Annotated in this window: 15 protein-coding genes; 8 read left to right on the top strand and 7 right to left on the bottom strand. The window is 53.3% G+C overall.

The genetic code is table 11. The features are described 5' to 3' along the window. Positions 1-19 precede the first annotated feature (19 nt). Together DYU11_RS24280 and DYU11_RS24275 are read right to left on the bottom strand one after the other, a co-directional pair. Entirely contained in the window at positions 20-1393 is a 1374-nt protein-coding gene (locus tag DYU11_RS24280; RefSeq protein WP_119670313.1) for a sensor histidine kinase, read from the bottom strand. Further along, positions 1390-2067, bottom strand: coding sequence for a response regulator transcription factor (locus DYU11_RS24275; protein WP_119670312.1), 678 nt, complete (start codon positions 2065-2067; stop codon positions 1390-1392). The genes DYU11_RS24280 and DYU11_RS24275 overlap by 4 nt, the downstream gene beginning before the upstream one ends. 155 nt (positions 2068-2222) lie before the next feature. Here DYU11_RS24275 and DYU11_RS24270 point away from each other — a divergent pair, with 155 nt between their 5' ends. From DYU11_RS24270 to DYU11_RS33705, 4 genes are read left to right on the top strand one after another with little or no spacing between them, the layout of a single operon-like run. Beyond that, positions 2223-2639, top strand: coding sequence for a response regulator (locus DYU11_RS24270; protein ID WP_119670311.1), 417 nt, complete (start codon positions 2223-2225; stop codon positions 2637-2639). Then, complete coding sequence (locus DYU11_RS24265) at positions 2636-4009, top strand: TolC family protein (RefSeq protein WP_119670310.1); 1374 nt, start codon at positions 2636-2638, stop codon at positions 4007-4009. The genes DYU11_RS24270 and DYU11_RS24265 overlap by 4 nt, the downstream gene beginning before the upstream one ends. A gap of 27 nt (positions 4010-4036) precedes the next feature. After that, on the top strand, positions 4037-7216 hold the full coding sequence (locus DYU11_RS24260) for an efflux RND transporter permease subunit (RefSeq protein ID WP_119670309.1): 3180 nt from the start codon (positions 4037-4039) through the stop codon (positions 7214-7216). A 34-nt stretch (positions 7217-7250) separates the two neighbouring features. After that, a complete protein-coding gene (locus DYU11_RS33705; protein ID WP_158600355.1) occupies positions 7251-8354 on the top strand; it encodes an efflux RND transporter periplasmic adaptor subunit in 1104 nt (367 codons plus the stop codon). A 6-nt stretch (positions 8355-8360) separates the two neighbouring features. Here DYU11_RS33705 and DYU11_RS24250 read toward each other — a convergent pair whose 3' ends face one another. Continuing rightward, positions 8361-8768, bottom strand: a complete 408-nt coding sequence (locus DYU11_RS24250) for a GNAT family N-acetyltransferase (protein ID WP_119670358.1) — start codon at positions 8766-8768, stop codon at positions 8361-8363. Positions 8769-8941: 173 nt separating this feature from the next. Here DYU11_RS24250 and DYU11_RS24245 point away from each other — a divergent pair, with 173 nt between their 5' ends. The 4 genes from DYU11_RS24245 to DYU11_RS24230 all read left to right on the top strand — a co-directional run bounded on the left by DYU11_RS24245 (position 8942) and on the right by DYU11_RS24230 (position 12797). Then, entirely contained in the window at positions 8942-10012 is a 1071-nt protein-coding gene (locus DYU11_RS24245; protein ID WP_119670307.1) for a winged helix DNA-binding domain-containing protein, read from the top strand. A gap of 116 nt (positions 10013-10128) precedes the next feature. After that, positions 10129-10452: a hypothetical protein gene (locus tag DYU11_RS24240; protein WP_119670306.1), complete on the top strand. Its 324-nt coding sequence runs from the start codon at positions 10129-10131 to the stop codon at positions 10450-10452. A gap of 712 nt (positions 10453-11164) precedes the next feature. Next, on the top strand, positions 11165-12103 hold the full coding sequence (locus tag DYU11_RS24235; protein WP_119670305.1) for an alpha/beta fold hydrolase: 939 nt from the start codon (positions 11165-11167) through the stop codon (positions 12101-12103). Positions 12104-12317: 214 nt separating this feature from the next. Then, positions 12318-12797 (top strand): pentapeptide repeat-containing protein, encoded by a 480-nt coding sequence (locus DYU11_RS24230; protein WP_119670304.1) that lies wholly within the window; start codon positions 12318-12320, stop codon positions 12795-12797. Positions 12798-13908: 1111 nt separating this feature from the next. Here DYU11_RS24230 and DYU11_RS24225 read toward each other — a convergent pair. The 4 genes from DYU11_RS24225 to DYU11_RS24210 all read right to left on the bottom strand — a co-directional run bounded on the left by DYU11_RS24225 (position 13909) and on the right by DYU11_RS24210 (position 16440). Then, positions 13909-14223, bottom strand: a complete 315-nt coding sequence (locus DYU11_RS24225) for a hypothetical protein (protein ID WP_119670303.1) — start codon at positions 14221-14223, stop codon at positions 13909-13911. Positions 14224-14285: 62 nt separating this feature from the next. Next, positions 14286-14759, bottom strand: a complete 474-nt coding sequence (locus tag DYU11_RS24220; protein ID WP_199736776.1) for a VOC family protein — start codon at positions 14757-14759, stop codon at positions 14286-14288. A gap of 104 nt (positions 14760-14863) precedes the next feature. Continuing rightward, entirely contained in the window at positions 14864-15724 is an 861-nt protein-coding gene (locus DYU11_RS24215) for an AraC family transcriptional regulator (protein WP_119670302.1), read from the bottom strand. Then, positions 15721-16440 (bottom strand): LytR/AlgR family response regulator transcription factor, encoded by a 720-nt coding sequence (locus DYU11_RS24210; RefSeq protein WP_119670301.1) that lies wholly within the window; start codon positions 16438-16440, stop codon positions 15721-15723. Before DYU11_RS24210 ends, DYU11_RS24215 begins: the two co-directional genes overlap by 4 nt. Between the last annotated feature and the right edge of the window lie 62 nt (positions 16441-16502).

Genomic DNA, 16502 nt, shown 5'->3' with positions numbered 1-16502 from the left:
CAGACAGGCCCGGTCGACGCTACGCGAACAGGGGAAGAGCCGGTAAACTCAGCCGAACGGATGTGCCGTCGCCGGGGCGGGAACTGAGTTGCAGGGTACCCTGGTGCATGTCAACGATCTTTTTGGCCAGCGTCAGGCCGAGGCCGAACCCGTGGATGTTGCCCACGTTGCCGGCCCGCATCATTGGCAGAAACACGTCGGTTACCTGCGTTGCCGGAATGCCGATGCCCCGGTCGGTAACGCTGATAATAACCCACGACGGTTCATACTGCACCTGGACATCGACGGGCTGGAAAGCTGAATATTTGCAGGCATTGTCGATGATGTTGATCAGGGCTGTCCGCAGCAGATTGGCGTTGCCCACCACACGGATGGTCGAACTAAGCTCGGTAAACTCATCGGTGAGCTGCAGATCAATCTGTTGCTCGGGGTACTTCTCGCCAAAGTACGTAACCGTATCCAGAATGGTATCCACTACGTTGAGGTCATCGATCAGCCGCGACGGCTTCAGGCCTTCAACCTCCGCCAGCCGTAGCAGCGCATTGGCCAGTTCGATGGCTTCTTCCAGCCGATGCAGCGCTTTGGTCATGCTTTGCTGAGTGGCCGGCAGCGTTTGATCGTAGGCCAGCGACGTTTCCAGCATGCCTTTCACAACCGTCAGCGGTGTGCGGATTTCGTGCGATGCGTAGGCAACGAAGTTTTCCTGACTCTGGGCGAGCTTCTGCAACTGGCTCAGCAGCTCATTGAATGAGCCGGCCAGGTAACTGGCTTCGTCCCGGTTGGACGCGTGGTTTAGCCGAAACGAAAAATCGTTGACCGTCGCGGAATTGATCTGGCTGATCAGCTGATCGAAGGGGCGCATGGCCCGCCGGGCGAACAGAAATCCCGCGAGCGCGATCACCACGAGGGAGAACACATTGCCCACACCCAGAATGAAGAGGAGGTTCCGGCTCGTCTGACGACCGCTCAGGTCGTAGGCCGTTACCACCGCTACGTACCGTTTGCCCTGATCCATAAACGACAGGGCAACGCCTTCCTTGGGCGATTCCCAGTCCGGGCTAACGTAAGTAAAATACACTTCCTGCCGGTGAGCTTCGTCCAGCTGCGCCGGGGTAGGGGTGTAGTCGTCGGGGCCGGACGATGAGTAGATGCGGTGGTGTTCGGCGTCGTACAGGACTTCGTGCTGTTCGGGCAGGGTCAGGTAGCTCGACTGAAAAAACTCGTTCCGGTTGCGAAAAAACGCCTGAGCCGAGAGGGCCCGCCGTTGCAGGCGCGTCTGCATCAGCGATCGGCGGTACGACTCATACGTCTGGTAGATGAAAAACGAGAACAACAGCAGTAACGTAGCAACCAGCAGTCCGAATCCAATGGTGATGCGCTGCTTGATACTCATGGCTCTGCCCGGAGCATATACCCTACGCCAAATACCGTATGCAGTAGTTTCGGCTCGGTAGTGTCGATTTTCCGGCGCAGGTAATTGATGTACACATCGACCACGTTCGTGTTGGTGTTGAAATGCACATCCCAGACGTTTTCCAGCAGATCCACCCGGTTAACGACCCGGCCCTGGTGGGTCATCAGATACTCCAGCAGCGCGTATTCGCGGGCGGTGAGGCTGATGCGCTGGCCACCCCGCCACACCTGATGCGATTCGGTGTCGACCGCCAGGTCGAGCAGTTCGAGCCGCTTCGGCAGCGGGGCACGGGACGGATGCCGACGGGCCAGGGCTTTCAGCCGGAACAATAACTCTTTAAAGGCAAATGGTTTGGTCAGGTAATCATCGGCGCCCGATTCAAACCCGATCACTTTGTTATCCAGGCTACCCAGCGCGGTCAGGAGGATAACGGGAATGGCCGGCCAGTTCTGTTTGATGTACCGGCACAGATCGTAGCCATTCAGCCCCGGCAGATTCACGTCGAGTACTACTACGTCGAACTGGCGTTCGTTGACCATACTGCGGCCGATAACGCCATCGAAGGCAGCCGATACGCTGATGCCTTCCGACTGTAACCCTTTCTGAATGAACTGTGCCAGTTCTACATCATCTTCAATGATTAACACATGCATGCGTCGCAAACCAGTCTGTTTGTCAGGATAAAAGTACCAACAAAGCCGCAAACGTATACCGGCCCGAACGGCTCTAACCAGATTCTAATAACTCTCTCAGAGGGCTCTAATGACCTCGGTAGTTATTTTGATGATGACCACCGATCAGAACCTGAATGAACCCATACGCTCATTTGACCGTGTTTCTGGCTGATGACGACGAGGACGACGCCTATTTTTTCCAAAGAGCAGTCGAACGGACGTACCCCGGCTGCCGGCTTCGGCGGTTCGACAACGGAACGGACTTAGTCCTGACTCTTCAGGAAGCCGGGGCGGCTCTTAATGTGGTGTTTCTGGATCTGGCTATCCCCAGGCTCGACGGGTTTCAGGTACTCGAACAGATTCGGCAAATCGATACGTTGGCGGATCTGCCGGTGTTTATTCTGACCGTTTCCGAAGCTGACCAGGATATCCGGCGGGCTTACCAACTGAGGGCCAGTGCCTACCTGCTCAAACCCGCAGCGATGACCGAACTAACCCGGCTTGTACAGCCTGCTATCCGCTTTGCTATGAACCAATTTACTCAACGATGAAAAAAAGACAGTGGTTACTCTGTGTTCTGCTGACTGTCGGGTGCCTGCCGTCCGTCTGCGGGCAGGTGCTGACATTGGAAGGGGCCATCGACGCTACGTTTGCCCAGTACCCTACACTGGCCGCGCAACGGTCGGCGCTGGAAGCCATTCAGGCCAATGCCCGCGTTGTGCGCGACAACCGGCTGCCCAACGTGCGGCTTCACGATCAGGTTACGATCGGGACGGCCAATGGTATGTCCGGCTCCTACTTTTCGCTGGGGTTGATCGTACCGACCTCGGGCGCCCGTCGGGCCGAAAATCGCCCCGATCTGGCTACCGGCAACATTGCCCTGGCATCGATGGATTGGGAGGTTTATAACTTCGGGCGCTTTCAGGCCGAAAGCAAACTGGCCGTTGCCGACATCGCCGTCAGTGAAGCCGGGCTCGAACGCGAGCAGTTCGGGCTGCGGCAGGTGGTCATCAATACGTACCTGGATATGCTCTGGCAGGCCCGATACCTCGACATTGAGCAGCGCAACTTTGCCCGCGTCGACACGGTGCGCCGGATCATCACAAACCTGGTCCGCAACGGCATCAAACCGGGGCTGGATTCGTCACTAGCCGCCGTTGAATGGTCAAGGGCCAAAATAACCTACTGGAAAGCGCTGGAAAACTACCGCAAAACGGCCGTTCAGCTGGCAACCCTGACCGGTCGGTCGGCCAATGACCTGCGCGTGGATACTCTGTTTCGGTCGGAGCCTCTGCTGGCCCCCGTAGCCGGCGAAGTGCCGGCGCTGAACCATCCGCTGCTCCGTTTCCGCGACCGGTTCATCAGCCGCCAGGCCGCCGAAATTGACCTGATCCGGAAGTCGGCCCGGCCGCGCGTATCGTTGCTGACGGCCGCCTGGGCGCGTGGGTCGAGCCTGACGGTAGAGAATGCCTTTGGTCCGCTGGGGTCCGGGCTGGCGTATAGCCGAACAAATTTTCTGGTGGGGCTGGCCGCTACCATGAACCTGACCGACCTGCGCCGGGCCCTTCACCGCACGCAGCTTCAGCAGCTACGGGTGCAGGAAGCGACCAATCAGCTGGCCGTTGAACGCGTACAGTTGCAGAATGCGCTGACAACCGCCGACTCGCTGCTGACCATACTGCGGCTGGAACTGGGCGAATTGCCAAACGCCATTCGGTCGGCCAACGATGCGTATCAGCAGCGTCTGGCGCTGTATAACAACGGCCTGGAAACCATTCTGAGCCTGACCGACGCCCTGCAACTGCTGACCTCGGTCGAGAAGGAGTACGTCGAGACGCAGAGCCGGGCGGTGAGGCTCCGGCTGCAGAAAGCCGTTGCGACCAACAACTTCGACGATTTTTATACCATGTTCCGGCGATAACCGAACTCAACGTCAACCGACCTGCTTATGTCGCTCTTATCAACGTCATTAAAACGTCCAATTTCGGTGCTGGTGCTGGTGGCCGGTGTCGTGGTTTTCTCGGTGCTGTCGGCGCTTCGAATCCCGATCGATATCTTCCCGCGACTGAATTCCCCAACCATTTACGTCATCGAGCCGTATGGCGGCATGTCGCCCGCTCAGATGGAAGGGTTTTTCGCGACCCGGATGCAGGATCAGTTTCTGTACGTCGGCGGGATTAAAGAAATTTCCAGCAAAAGCGTGCAGGGGCTGACGGTGGTCAAACTGGTTTTTTACGAAGGAGCCGATATGGCTCAGGCTGCGGCCGAGGTAGCCATTCAGGTGAATCGCGCCATGAAATTCTTTCCGCCGGGGGCGCTGCCTCCGCAGGTAGTGCGGTACGATGCGTCGTCGGTGCCAATCGGCGATCTGGTTTTTTCAAGCAAAACCCGTGAGCTGAAAGAAATTCACGAACTGGCCGTAACCCGTATCCGGCCCCTGTTTTCGACCGTTCCGGGCCTGACGGCACCCCCCCCGATCGGCACCAACTCCCGCACCATCGTTATTAACCTCGATCCCGGTAAAATCCGGAGCATGAACATTTCGCCCGATGAGGTGGTCGAAGCGCTGGCGGCTAATAACACCATGACCCCTTCGGGCAACATCCGGGTCGACAATACGACCTACATCACGACGCTTAATTCGCTGGAAGATCAGGTCGCCGATTTTGGTCGTATTCCCATCGTTACGGAGGGCCACCGAACCGTTTTCCTGGGCGATGTGGCCACGGTGCAGGACGCGTCGGACGTAACGACCGGCTATGCCCTGGTGAACGGCAGCCGGTCGTCGTACATCCCGGTGGTAAAAACTGCCGATGCGTCGACCTGGGATGTCGTAACGCGACTGAAGGCGAAGCTGCCGGAAATGAAGAGTCTGCTGCCCGACGATATTGAGGTGGATTTTGCGTTCGACCAGTCGGTATTCGTGATCAACGCCGTGCATAGTCTGCTGTTCGAAGGTGGGTTAGGGGCCATCCTGACGGGCCTGATGGTGCTGTTGTTTCTGCGCGACTGGCGCTCATCGTTGATCGTTATCATCACCATCCCGGTTTCGGTGATCACGGCCGTACTGCTGCTTAACCTGGCCGGACAAACCATCAACATCATGACCCTGTCGGGGCTGGCGCTGTCGATTGGTATTCTGGTCGATCAGGCGACGGTTACCATTGAGAACATTCACCAGCACCTGGAAATGGGAAAGCCGAAGAAACAGGCCATTTTCGACGCCTGCAAAGAGGTTGCCCTGCCGCTGCTCCTGATTCTGCTGTGCATCCTGGCCGTGTTTGCGCCGTCGTTTATCATGACGGGCGTACCGAGAGCCATGTTTCTGCCCTTGTCGCTGTCGATCGGTTTCGCCATGACGGTGTCGTATTTTCTGGCGCAGAGTCTGGTGCCTGTTCTGTCGAACTGGATCATGAAAGACCATGATCACCCAGCGGATCAGGTTGACGCTGAAGAAACAAAACCGGCGTTTTTCGACCGGATACGGAATGGGTTTGTTGGGCAGACCCGGCGGCTGTTAACCCGCAACCAGCTCATTATCGGCTTCTATTTCGTCAGTATACTGGCACTGGCAGGGGCGGGTTTCGTGCTGATTGGTAAGGACATGCTGCCCCAGATCAACTCCGGGCAGCTGGTAATCCGGATGAAAACCCCCGACGGCACCCGACTCGAACGTACCGAAGAACGGGTGGGTGAGCTGCTGACGCTCGTAGACGAGGTGTCGGGCGGGAATCTGGCCGTTTCGTCGGCTTACGTGGGTGTCGTGCCGACCAACTACGCAACAACGAACCTGTACGTCAGCACCAGCGGGACCAACGACGCGGTGATTAAAGTGGCGCTCGACAAGGCTTATCATACCAACATGCAGGACCTGAAGGAGGCTATCCGCGAGGCTGTACGGGAGCAGATGCCGGACATCACACTGTCGTTCGAACCCGCCGACCTGACCGAGAAGCTCATGAGCCAGGGAGCCTACACGCCCATCGAGGTGCAGGTGGCCGGCCGCGATATGAAGCAGATTGCCCTCTACGCTAACCGGCTGGTCGATAGTTTGTCGACGGTGCCTTACCTGCGCGACGTGCGGATCATTCAGCCCCTGAACTTTCCGGTAATCAACATTAAACTCGACCGCCAGAAACTGGCCATGATGGGCCTGAGCCTGCAGCAGGCCGCCCGCTCCATCACGGCCTCTACGTCGTCGAGCCGGTATACCGAAAAAAACCAGTGGCTCGATCAGAAAGCTGCGTATACCTATCAGGTGCAGGTGCAGATTCCGGCGTACGCCATGCGAAACCTGACCCAGCTGCAGGAAATTCCGCTGGTGGCCGGACGGATGCGGCCCGTGCTGGGGGATGTGGCTACGTTTTCGGTCGATACGCTGCCCGGTGAGTATTCCAGGACGGGTCCGCGCCGGTTCGTGACGGTGTCGGCCAACATCCACCAACGCGATCTGGGTACGGCCACGCAGGCCGTTGAGTCAACCATCGCCCGACTGGGCGAACCACCCAAAGGGCTGGTCACGGAGGTGAAAGGTATGTCGTCGCTGCTGACCGAAACGCTCGACAGCCTGCAACAGGGATTAGGCATCGCCATTCTGGTAATTTTTCTCTTGCTGGCGGCCAATTACCAGTCGTTCAAGCTGTCGTTTGTCGTGCTGTCGACGGTGCCCGCCGTGATCGTTGGGTCCATCGCGCTGCTGCTGCTGACGGGCAGTACGCTGAACCTGCAATCGTACATGGGCATCATCATGTCGACGGGTATTTCGGTGGCCAACGCCATCCTGATTGTGACCAACGCCGAACGGCTGCGGTGGGAGTACCGCGACGTTCGGCGGGCGGCTATCGACAGCGCCGGCCTTCGATTGCGGCCGGTTTTGATGACCAGTTTTGCCATGATTGCCGGTATGATCCCGATGGCCCTCGGTACGGGCGAAGCAGGGGAGCAGGTGGCTCCGCTGGGCCGGGCGGTGATCGGTGGCCTGATCGCGTCTACGCTCGCGGCCCTGTACATCGTGCCACAGGTTTATGTCTGGTTGCAGCGTCGGACAAACTTCAACGAACCGTCGCTGTTGCCCGGTGATGACAAAGCCGCGCAGCCGTCTGTCGAACCAACCGAGTATGTGCATTAATCAGACCAACGGACCGCTATTGACTCAGAATCGTATGAAAACCATTGCCTCTAATTGCATCGTACTCCTGTTGTGGGCCAGCGCGTTGAGCAGCTGTTCGTCGTCGGAGCAGGCCGATGCCAGTCGAAAAAAAGCCGAAAAGCAGCGGCCCGCTAAACCGACGTTTCGCATCGCTGCGGTGTCTCAGCAGCGGGTCGGACAAACGATTCAGCTGCCGGGCGAATTCCGGCCGTATCAGGAAGTCAGCATCTATCCCAAAGCCGATGGGTTTGTTGAAAAGGTGCTGGTCGACCGGGGATCGGCGGTCCGCAAAGGCCAGGTGCTGATGATACTCGACGCGCCCGAAACCGAAGAACGACTCGTTGCGGCCCGTTCGAACACCTTAAAAGCCGAGGCCATGCTGGTGGCCAGCCGCGAACATTACCGCCGGCTGAAGGCGAGCAGCAAAATCCCGGGCTCGGTGTCAGCGCTGGATCTGGAAACGGCCTACGCCCGTATGAAAGCCGACAGCGCATCGGTGTTAGGTGAGCAGGCTAACTACCGGGCACTGGCAAGACTTAAATCGTACCTGACCGTGCGGGCTCCTTTTGACGGGTTTATCACTGAGCGCAACGTACACCCGGGTGCGTTGGTAGGGTCGGGCGCAAAAATGGACCGGCCGATGCTGGTGCTGCAGCAACAGAACCGTCTGCGTCTGGTAGCCGATATTCCCGAAGCCTACAGCGTTGGCCTGCGCGAAGGCGAAACCGTGGCCTTCATGGTCAGTGCGATGCCCGGCAAAGAGTTTAAAGGCAAAATCAGCCGGCGGTCGGGAAGTATGAACCAGCAGTTTCGTTCTGAAACGGTCGAGATCGACGTAAACAACGCATCCCGCACCTTACGTCCCGGCATGTTCGCCGAAATCATCCTGTCGGCAGAGGGGACGCCCGGCGCCCTGGCAGTACCCAACACGGCCGTCATCACCTCAACCGAACGGCAGTACGTGATCCGGGTGCAAAACGGGCGGGCTCAGTACGTGGAGGTAAAGCAGGGACAAAAATCCGGCGATATGACCGAGGTATTCGGCAACCTGCGGCCCGACGATAAAATCATCGTCAATGCCCGCGAAGACATCCGGGAAGGCGTCGCCGTGTTGTAGCCGATGTCAAAGCGGCATCGCCATCCGATTATACGGAATAGTGCCTTTGTAAAACAGCGCTCCGTCGGTATGCATACCAAAACGCCGGTAGAAATCAGCCGCATCGAGCCGGGCGTCGCACCAGAGGGTGGTGGCCCCCAAACGCCGGGCCTCAGCAATCACGTGATGTAACAGCTGCGTGCCGATGCCCTGGCGTTGCCGGGACGGGTTTGTTGCAAATTTGCGGAACCGGGCGTCGTGGTCGTTAACAAACAACGAAATGACGGCCACCAGCTCATCATGCAGGAATGCACCGTAGTGATAGCCCTCGGCATCGTTGTCGACTTTAACGTAGGCCAGCGGCTTGTCGGGCCAGAGCACCGCGTGACGAAGCGGATACGTCTGCTCAGGTGAAATGGGTTGAATCGTAAGCATGAAACACGACTGCATTCAGGGCTACTAATGTACAGCCCTGGTGAGAATGGATGACCGGCGTATACGTATAAACGTACTACCGTTTGGCGGGCGAACCGCTCTGCTGACATAGGGCTGTCACAGGCCGGAGCTATCTTTACGCAGTCAATCGTGGGGATTCCTCTCAAAAATCAATGGCTACAGATCCTTTCCTGCTCCGCCGGTTAGCGAATCAGCAACTGGATAATTCCTCCCGGAACTCGGTTCCGAAACTTGTAAGCTGGCTGGGGGCCGTGCAGTCGCAGGAATTTCATGACGCAACCTGGTCAATCGCCCAGCGCATAGAGAGTCTGACCCGCGATGCCTTTATGCAGGCGTTTAATGCGGGTACTGTTTTGCGAACGCACGTGCTACGTCCAACCTGGCATTTTGTAACGCCCGCCGATATCCGGTGGATGCTGATGCTTACGGCTCCGCGTATCAAGGCGTTCCTGCGAACCAACGACCGTAAGCTTGGCTTGGATGAGGCCGTGTTTACGCGGAGCAATGCCCTCATTGAGCAGGCGCTGGTAAAAGCTGGTCGGCACCTGACCCGAACGGAACTGGCCGAAGTCCTCAGACAGAACGCTATTCCGCTGGGGGCTAATGCCCTGGCTCACTTGTTAACCCGTGCTGAACTGGAGGGGATTGTTTGCAGCGGAGCCATGCGCGGTAAGCACCATACGTTTGCGTTGATGGCCGAACGGGTTCCTATTGCCAAAGCGTTTTCACGGGAGGAAGCTCTGGCTGAATTAGCAACCCGGTATTTCGCCAGCCACGGACCGGCCACGGTGCAGGATTTCAGCTGGTGGTCGGGGCTAACCCTGACCGATGCCCGAGCCGGACTGGAATCCATCAAATCGCAGGTGGTACGTGAGGGAACAGGAGAGAAAACCTACTGGTACGTACCAACATCCATACCGAACCGGTTGCCAACGAAAGCGCTGTTGCTTCCCAACTTTGATGAATACGTAGTTGGATACGCCGACCGGACTACGCTGCTGGAACCGACGTACACGGGCGAACTGCACCGGCAAGGGAACATCTTGTTTCACAAAACCATTGTGCTGAACGGGCAGATTGCGGGTACCTGGACGATGTGCCGGCAAAAGGGCAAAAACAGAGTAGAACTGCATCCGTTACGCGTTTTGACTGAGCAAGAGGAAGCTCAGATCGGAGAGGCTGTTCAGCACTACGTTCGGTTTACTGAACACGCAGGTTTGTAGGGTAAGACCCGTCTGGAATACGTTAAAGAATAGTATAGGTGACCGGTTTTTATGAGTAGAAGTATATTGATATGTAAGGACTTATGTTATCTTCTCAACCTTTAATGCCTTAGACTATGAAACTTAAACATACTATCCTGACTGTATTGATCGGTTGTTTTGCGGGTTGTTTTATTGGATGTAACAAGGCCAGTAATGGCATTCCTCCAGCACCGACTGCTAATAAATTTCTCAACGGAGCAGATGGTCCATCTCTTTGGTTGGTTGATAACGTTGAAGTAGCCAATCCACAAGAGAAGGGCAGCTTTAAGGTTAGACCTGATGACATTCAGAATGTGACTGTTCTTTCACCGGCCTCAAACAGCGACTTAGTTAGCCGATACGGGATGAAAGGCAAAAATGGTGTCGTGCTTATAACAACGAAAAAAGCAAGCAGATAACTGAATATGACTTATCAGGTATCAAGATACCGTACAAAATGTCGTTGTGGCCAGCATAGTAGTGTGCTCTTGGGTTTATACAAAAACGGGTAGCGTCTCAGTTTGAATTCTGGCTTGTTCTGTCATTAAAAGAGAAGTTGTCAACGGCTGTTATTTTATAACTATTTAGAACTTATTGTGACATAATATTAGATTATACAACAAACAAGGAGAGTACGTTATGAACAATATAGTTGCTTGGATTACGGACAAGTGGGTAACAAACAGTGCCACTGAGGGCCAAGGATTTGTAGTTTAGTATTACGTTGCTAGATACAGTCACGTCGAAGAGGTACACATCAGACTTCGCTTTTATGAATCTTCTTTTCAACGCGAACATCACCCTCTTATATCTAAGGCTGATATAGAGTTTAGAATAAGAGCTGGTCTATCAGGCGAACGGGATAGCTATCACTTATTTTAGAAAGAAGAAAATGGGCTAAAGCCTATTCGGTCCTTCACCAAGGACATTGATCTATTGACTCATTTAGATACCGCTGAGAGATGAGTATTATCTAATTAGTTTAACATAAAAGCAGTGGCTGTTGCAAAGACCATTTACTAAGTCAATGGACGCAGCAACAGGAAAATAGCGATCTTGAAGAAACAATTCGAGAGCTGAGTTGCTCCGGAAAAAGTGTCAAAACACAGTTAGCTTCTATCTCCAGCTGACATGAAGTACTATTCACTCATCCTCTTCATTTGGCAGCTATCTATACAAACCCAATCATGGGCTCAGAAGACCGATTCACTCGTGCTCAATAATGCGGTTTTGTACTATCATACCTATGGAACCGGTACGCCAATCGTGGTATTAAGTGGCGGCCCTGGCATTAGTGCAGAGCAAGAGTCAGATGTCGTTGACAGCTTGGCTAAGTCCTATCGCGTCATCCTCTTCGAGCAGCGCGGGACGGGTCGCTCCTGGACCAAACCTATGGATAGCACCACGATCAATATTCATTCAGCCATCAATGATCTGGATGTACTGCGTAAGCGGTTAGGGGTCACTAAACTAAACATCTATGGCCATTCCTGGGGCGGCATGTTAGCCGCAGCTTATGCGGCTAGCTATCCTAACCGGGTTGGCCTGCTTATCTTGAATGGGAGTGGCGAAATTAACCTAGCACACACTCCTATTATTGACGCAAGTACCAAAAGAGGTTACCAACTTTCAGATACAAGTGCAATCAATTATTGGCTGGATTCCCCGATGGGCAAACAAAACCCTCAACTGGCCACCAGAGAACTAAGACGAATACGAGTCGCTAATTCCGTTTATGATCGATCGAAAGCCGCTCTTGTTTTTGCTCAGGTGGAAAAAGGAGTTAGAAATCAAGCTATGAATTCGCTGATGTGGCGTAGTTTACGACGGGAAGGCTTTAATTTAGAATCGACACTAAAAGCTTATAAGGGCCCAGCTCTGATTATTTATGGCTGGCAAGATCCCACTGGCGCAACCACCTTCTATCAACTAAGTCGCTCACTACCTCAAGCCGAGGTAAAGGGAATAAATGAAGCGGGCCATTTTGTCAACGTGGAACAGCCCACACTATTTTTCAGCGCGGTGAATGACTTTTTGAAGCGTCATTTATCCGACTCAAAGTCACATTAGGATAGCCATTAGTTAAGAAGCAACTGATTTGGATTAATCTGCTAACTCTGACTTAATTCGCTTTACATAAAATCTGTGGCTGTTGCAAAAGTCGATCCACCCGCCAATTTCTGGAAACTGACCAACTGAAAATGGCCGGTTCAGAGAGGCACCGTAAGCGAGTATCGACTTTTGCAACAGCCACAGCACTTATACAACAGATTTATAGTAAAAGATGGAAGATATTAGCCAAGCTCTGATCAACTACGAGACATTTATCCAAACTGAAGGTAATAAAGGGGAAAGAACGCAATTAGATAGAAAGAGCGTTAAAAATATTACAATCGAGAACCTTAATCTTTCATGTATAGGAAGTGCATACGCTACTTTTCAAAATGTCACTTTAAGAAAGGTAGATTTGTATAGCGCTCATTTAAATGAATCAGTTTTTAACTTATGTGTGTTCCAAGATATTACATTGATAAAGACTGTAATGCACGGTGCTATTTTCAATAATTGCCAGTTTAAGAATTGTGATTTTACTAGAGCCGAAGTTATCGAAGCTAAAATTTACGGCAGCCTATTTGAAGAATGTAATTTCAGTGGCATTATATTTTGTGAGTCAACGACGAAAGATTCTAGATTTATAAATATAAAAACAAATGAAGATAGCGTAATAGTTAACAATGAAGAGATAAATGTAGTTTGGGCTTAAAATCTTTCTTTTGAGACTTTTCTAATTTTGTTCATTTAACATTATTTTTCAATTTATAAGATTAGTCCCTTTACATAACATCAGTCACAGAACTTGTTTGAAAAAAAGGCAAATTTCAACCTGTCTGCTTGGTTGTATTCTGACTAGGTTGATTGCAACTGCCAACAGACCATACAGGAAATGCCGAAGTGATTGGCATTCAGACAGAGACACTACCCAAAAACGAATGTTTATTCAGGGTAAAATCGCAGATCCGTACGTATTATTTTTTGCCCTGTACGATCAGCTATATGCTGAGTACTCTGCCACCGATACACATGAAATTTGATTCCATTAGCGATCAAATAAGGCTTATCAAACTTCACTTCTGTACTTTGACAAGACGTGGCATACTTTAACGACTCAATACTTTTCTGCACCCAGTAAAACTGGACCTCCGTAGCAGGCAAGCTCGTGATTTCTTCTTTCAGGATGGTAAAGTGTTCGTCTGTTTCTGAATGATAATATTGATCCTTGTACAGCTGGTAAAGAACAGGACAAGGAGGGTAAAGATAAACGTAAGTTTTATAGTCTGTCTGTTGTATAAATTCCGTGACTATTGCCGAAGGCTCAGAACTACATGTTCAGGCAGCTACCCGGTTATAGACGGGTATTGTTGGGTTATTTGAAGGCCGCTGGAGCTGGAATGGCTCGGTTAAGTGGCTGACGGACTTTTACAACAGCCACTGCCGGAAGGTTCGGTCAGATTGACGATGATCCGGAGCTTGTTTTTTCAATCAGCGTACTAAGCCCGGTTAAACTGAGAGAAACGAGTAGAGAAGCTCCGTAGGCCCAATCTGGAAAGTAATCGGGTTGGAACCAACTCCATAAGGCTATGATAGCAAAGGGGGCAGCTGCATACCGAACGATGAGAGCAAAGCGGGATTTAGTCATAACAAACGCAGTTGAGCTGGTATTCGATCTGGTACAGGGTCTGTAGCCACTAATATAACTCGCACAACCCTGACCTACAAATCGGGGTGCCCGCTAAAACGGGGTTTTATTTATGGACAGTTGGTGCGCCTTCAGCATCCTGACATAGCGGCCATGCCCGTAAACGAAACAACATAGTTCAACCCGGCACCGCCGGGACTTCGACTTTCAGGTTTCCACTTCCCCGGGCAAAGCTGAGATTGAGCAGCACCGTACACTCGTAAGATCCGTTAGAGGGAAGGGGCTGGGCGTCTTCCAACTGAATTAGCTGTTGTAAATCAGTATGCAACGCCTGAATCTGATCGGCGGGGACTTCAATCACGAAGCTGGTTGCCAGATCCGAAAAGAAGTTGCTGTTAACCAGTGCTCCATGTTGATTAATGATTCGGGCAATCTGAGGAGTTGCCCTGAGCCGATCTTCTTCACAGTAGCCCACCCAATAGAATCGTTTCATTCAAGCTGAATTTTGCGGTAGCCTGGCCAAAGGCTAATCGGTCAGGTTACCGTAAAGATAGGTTACTTTTTTTGGGGAGGGGCATATGTAACCAGGTCAATGCCGATGCCGTTGGGGTCTTCAATGGCAAAGTGCCGATCGCCCCAGGGCTCGCTCCGTAAAGCTATTTTGATCGGAATGCCTTTCTGTTTCAGTTCCTGATACAGATTGTCGACGTCGTCTACTTCAATCGTCAGGTACAGGCCCTGACCGGTGAATGGTTTGTGAAACAGGGGCTGCTGGCTGGGGTGATTGGGTAGCAGAAAACTGAGTTCAGCCTGATGGTTTGGGGTGTGCATCAGCAGATAAAAATCATTCTCGAAGGTCGTACCGAAGCCCAGTACATTGGTGTAGAAGGCTTTCGTTTCTTTCAGTTTGGGCGTAATAATGCCCGCGTTCAGTTTCATCGTTTTTTGTTGTTTAATGCCGGTCGTTCCCTGGGCGTATACGTCCAGAACCAGCAGTGATAGACAGACTAAAACCAGGTGCTTTTTCATACCGGACTAGATCCGCTGTTACGTAACGAGTGGTACAAAAGTAGCCACCCCAATCCGGCCGGTATTGTAAAAATTGGACATTCGAAGGGAGAACAGGGGAGAGGTCAGGAACGCTTTATATCGACGTTTGACGCGTTGCTAGGTGTCTGCCCGTACAACGTCTTAAACTCTTTGATGAAATGCGCCTGATCGTAGTAACCCAGGTCGTAGAACACCTTGTCGTGGTGCAGCGCCTGAACTGAGGGCCTAGCAGCCAGCAATTGCTGAAAACGGACAATCCGGCTAAATACTTTAGGCGTATCACCCACGTATTGCTGAAACAGCCGGCTCAACTGCCGATGGCTGATGGCCACGTCCAGTTCCCTCAATACGTTCAGCGTTCCGCCAGCGGTCAGAATAGTCGCAAGAGCCTGCATGAGTCGGCGGTCTGGGTCAGGGTTGGTCGTTGCAAACTGCTGCGTGAAGTGGTTGTCTAACAGCGGTTTGATGGTTTCCAGTGCGGTATGGCCGGCAATCAGGCTGGTTAGCTGCCGGGCAGCCGTTGAGGCAACATCCCGGAAGGCTTCAACCTGATTGGTCAGTTCAGACGCATCGATGCGGTAGAGCAGGGGGAAGGCCGTGGGCAGGAACCGGACGCCGGCGTAGTTGAAGCGCCCGGCCAAAGGGAACTCTGTGTACGTAGTGGCTAAGCCCATGACGAAGCTGTCGTCGGGCACCATCAGATCGAAAAAAAGATCGATACACCCATCGGCAACCACCCGGTACACAAAAGGCTGGTTCAGCGGCTGGTTGGTAGCCAGCTGCCAGTAGCAGTGAATCCATGGGGCCAGGGTAGGGGCAGGTGGCTGCTCTATGTAACGTACCGCTCCCGTCTCACCGCTTACGGTCGGCTGAAGCGGTTTGAAAAGCTGATGGATCGTCGTGAAAGCCGGGGTTGACAGCAAGGCCATAGTGTTCACGCTCATTTATGCAGCCGGTCGGTCAGCTCCCGCCGGAACGTGATACCAACCGGCAGTTCTGAGCCGCCGATGTGCAGGGTGTTGCCGCTCAGTCGTTCAATTTTATTACGTGCCACAATATAGGATTTGTGGATGCGGATGAACTGATCCGTCGGGAGTCGGCTCTCCAGTTCGGAGGTCGTTAAGGGAGTGAGCAGCATCCGGCCCGGCAGAAACAGCTTGACGTAATTGCCCCAGCTCTGGACGTAGAGCAACTCGTCCAGCCGGACCCGAATCCAGTCGGCATCTACCTTCACCATAATCGAGTCGGTGGGGATCACCGACGCGGGTGCCGGTACGGCCGGTGCCCCCACCAACGCCGGCTGCTGGGCCAGCACGCGATCGACCGCTTTCAGAAAGCGCGGGAAGGGAATCGGTTTGACTAAGTAATCCGTCACGCCGTAGTCATAGCCCTGCAACGCAAATTCGGTGTAGGCCGTCGTCAGGATCGTACGGGGGGCGTAGCTCAAACTACTGAGCAGCTCCAGACCCGTCAATTCGGGCATGTTGATATCCAGAAACAACAGGTCGACTGGTTGGCGGTGCAGAAAGTTGAGGGCGTCCAGGGCGTTGTAGCACTGTCCGGCCAGCACCAGCCGATCCATGCGGCCAATGTAATTTTCCAGGACGTAGTGAGCGGCTATTTCGTCGTCCACAATCAGACAGCGTAGTGGCTCAGCCATAGGTGTAATGCGTTAAATGAGGGTAGACCACGCTTTCAAGAGTAATGCGTCGAATCAGGCAG

Source organism: Fibrisoma montanum (assembly GCF_003583365.1).
Lineage (GTDB): Bacteria > Bacteroidota > Bacteroidia > Cytophagales > Spirosomataceae > Fibrisoma > Fibrisoma montanum.
This window is presented reverse-complemented; position numbering and strand designations above follow the sequence as displayed.

What these genes read in the sequence shown, in the direction of transcription:
- DYU11_RS24280 (WP_119670313.1), bottom strand. Translation starts at nt 1,393, where the DNA reads ATGAGTATCAAGCAGCGCATCACCATTGGATTCGGACTGCTGGTTGCT.
- DYU11_RS24275 (WP_119670312.1), bottom strand. Translation starts at nt 2,067, where the DNA reads ATGCATGTGTTAATCATTGAAGATGATGTAGAACTGGCACAGTTCATT.
- DYU11_RS24270 (WP_119670311.1), top strand. Translation starts at nt 2,223, where the DNA reads ATGAACCCATACGCTCATTTGACCGTGTTTCTGGCTGATGACGACGAG.
- DYU11_RS24265 (WP_119670310.1), top strand. Translation starts at nt 2,636, where the DNA reads ATGAAAAAAAGACAGTGGTTACTCTGTGTTCTGCTGACTGTCGGGTGC.
- DYU11_RS24260 (WP_119670309.1), top strand. Translation starts at nt 4,037, where the DNA reads ATGTCGCTCTTATCAACGTCATTAAAACGTCCAATTTCGGTGCTGGTG.
- DYU11_RS33705 (WP_158600355.1), top strand. Translation starts at nt 7,251, where the DNA reads ATGAAAACCATTGCCTCTAATTGCATCGTACTCCTGTTGTGGGCCAGC.
- DYU11_RS24250 (WP_119670358.1), bottom strand. Translation starts at nt 8,768, where the DNA reads ATGCTTACGATTCAACCCATTTCACCTGAGCAGACGTATCCGCTTCGT.
- DYU11_RS24245 (WP_119670307.1), top strand. Translation starts at nt 8,942, where the DNA reads ATGGCTACAGATCCTTTCCTGCTCCGCCGGTTAGCGAATCAGCAACTG.
- DYU11_RS24240 (WP_119670306.1), top strand. Translation starts at nt 10,129, where the DNA reads ATGAAACTTAAACATACTATCCTGACTGTATTGATCGGTTGTTTTGCG.
- DYU11_RS24235 (WP_119670305.1), top strand. Translation starts at nt 11,165, where the DNA reads ATGAAGTACTATTCACTCATCCTCTTCATTTGGCAGCTATCTATACAA.
- DYU11_RS24230 (WP_119670304.1), top strand. Translation starts at nt 12,318, where the DNA reads ATGGAAGATATTAGCCAAGCTCTGATCAACTACGAGACATTTATCCAA.
- DYU11_RS24225 (WP_119670303.1), bottom strand. Translation starts at nt 14,223, where the DNA reads ATGAAACGATTCTATTGGGTGGGCTACTGTGAAGAAGATCGGCTCAGG.
- DYU11_RS24220 (WP_199736776.1), bottom strand. Translation starts at nt 14,759, where the DNA reads ATGAAAAAGCACCTGGTTTTAGTCTGTCTATCACTGCTGGTTCTGGAC.
- DYU11_RS24215 (WP_119670302.1), bottom strand. Translation starts at nt 15,724, where the DNA reads ATGAGCGTGAACACTATGGCCTTGCTGTCAACCCCGGCTTTCACGACG.
- DYU11_RS24210 (WP_119670301.1), bottom strand. Translation starts at nt 16,440, where the DNA reads ATGGCTGAGCCACTACGCTGTCTGATTGTGGACGACGAAATAGCCGCT.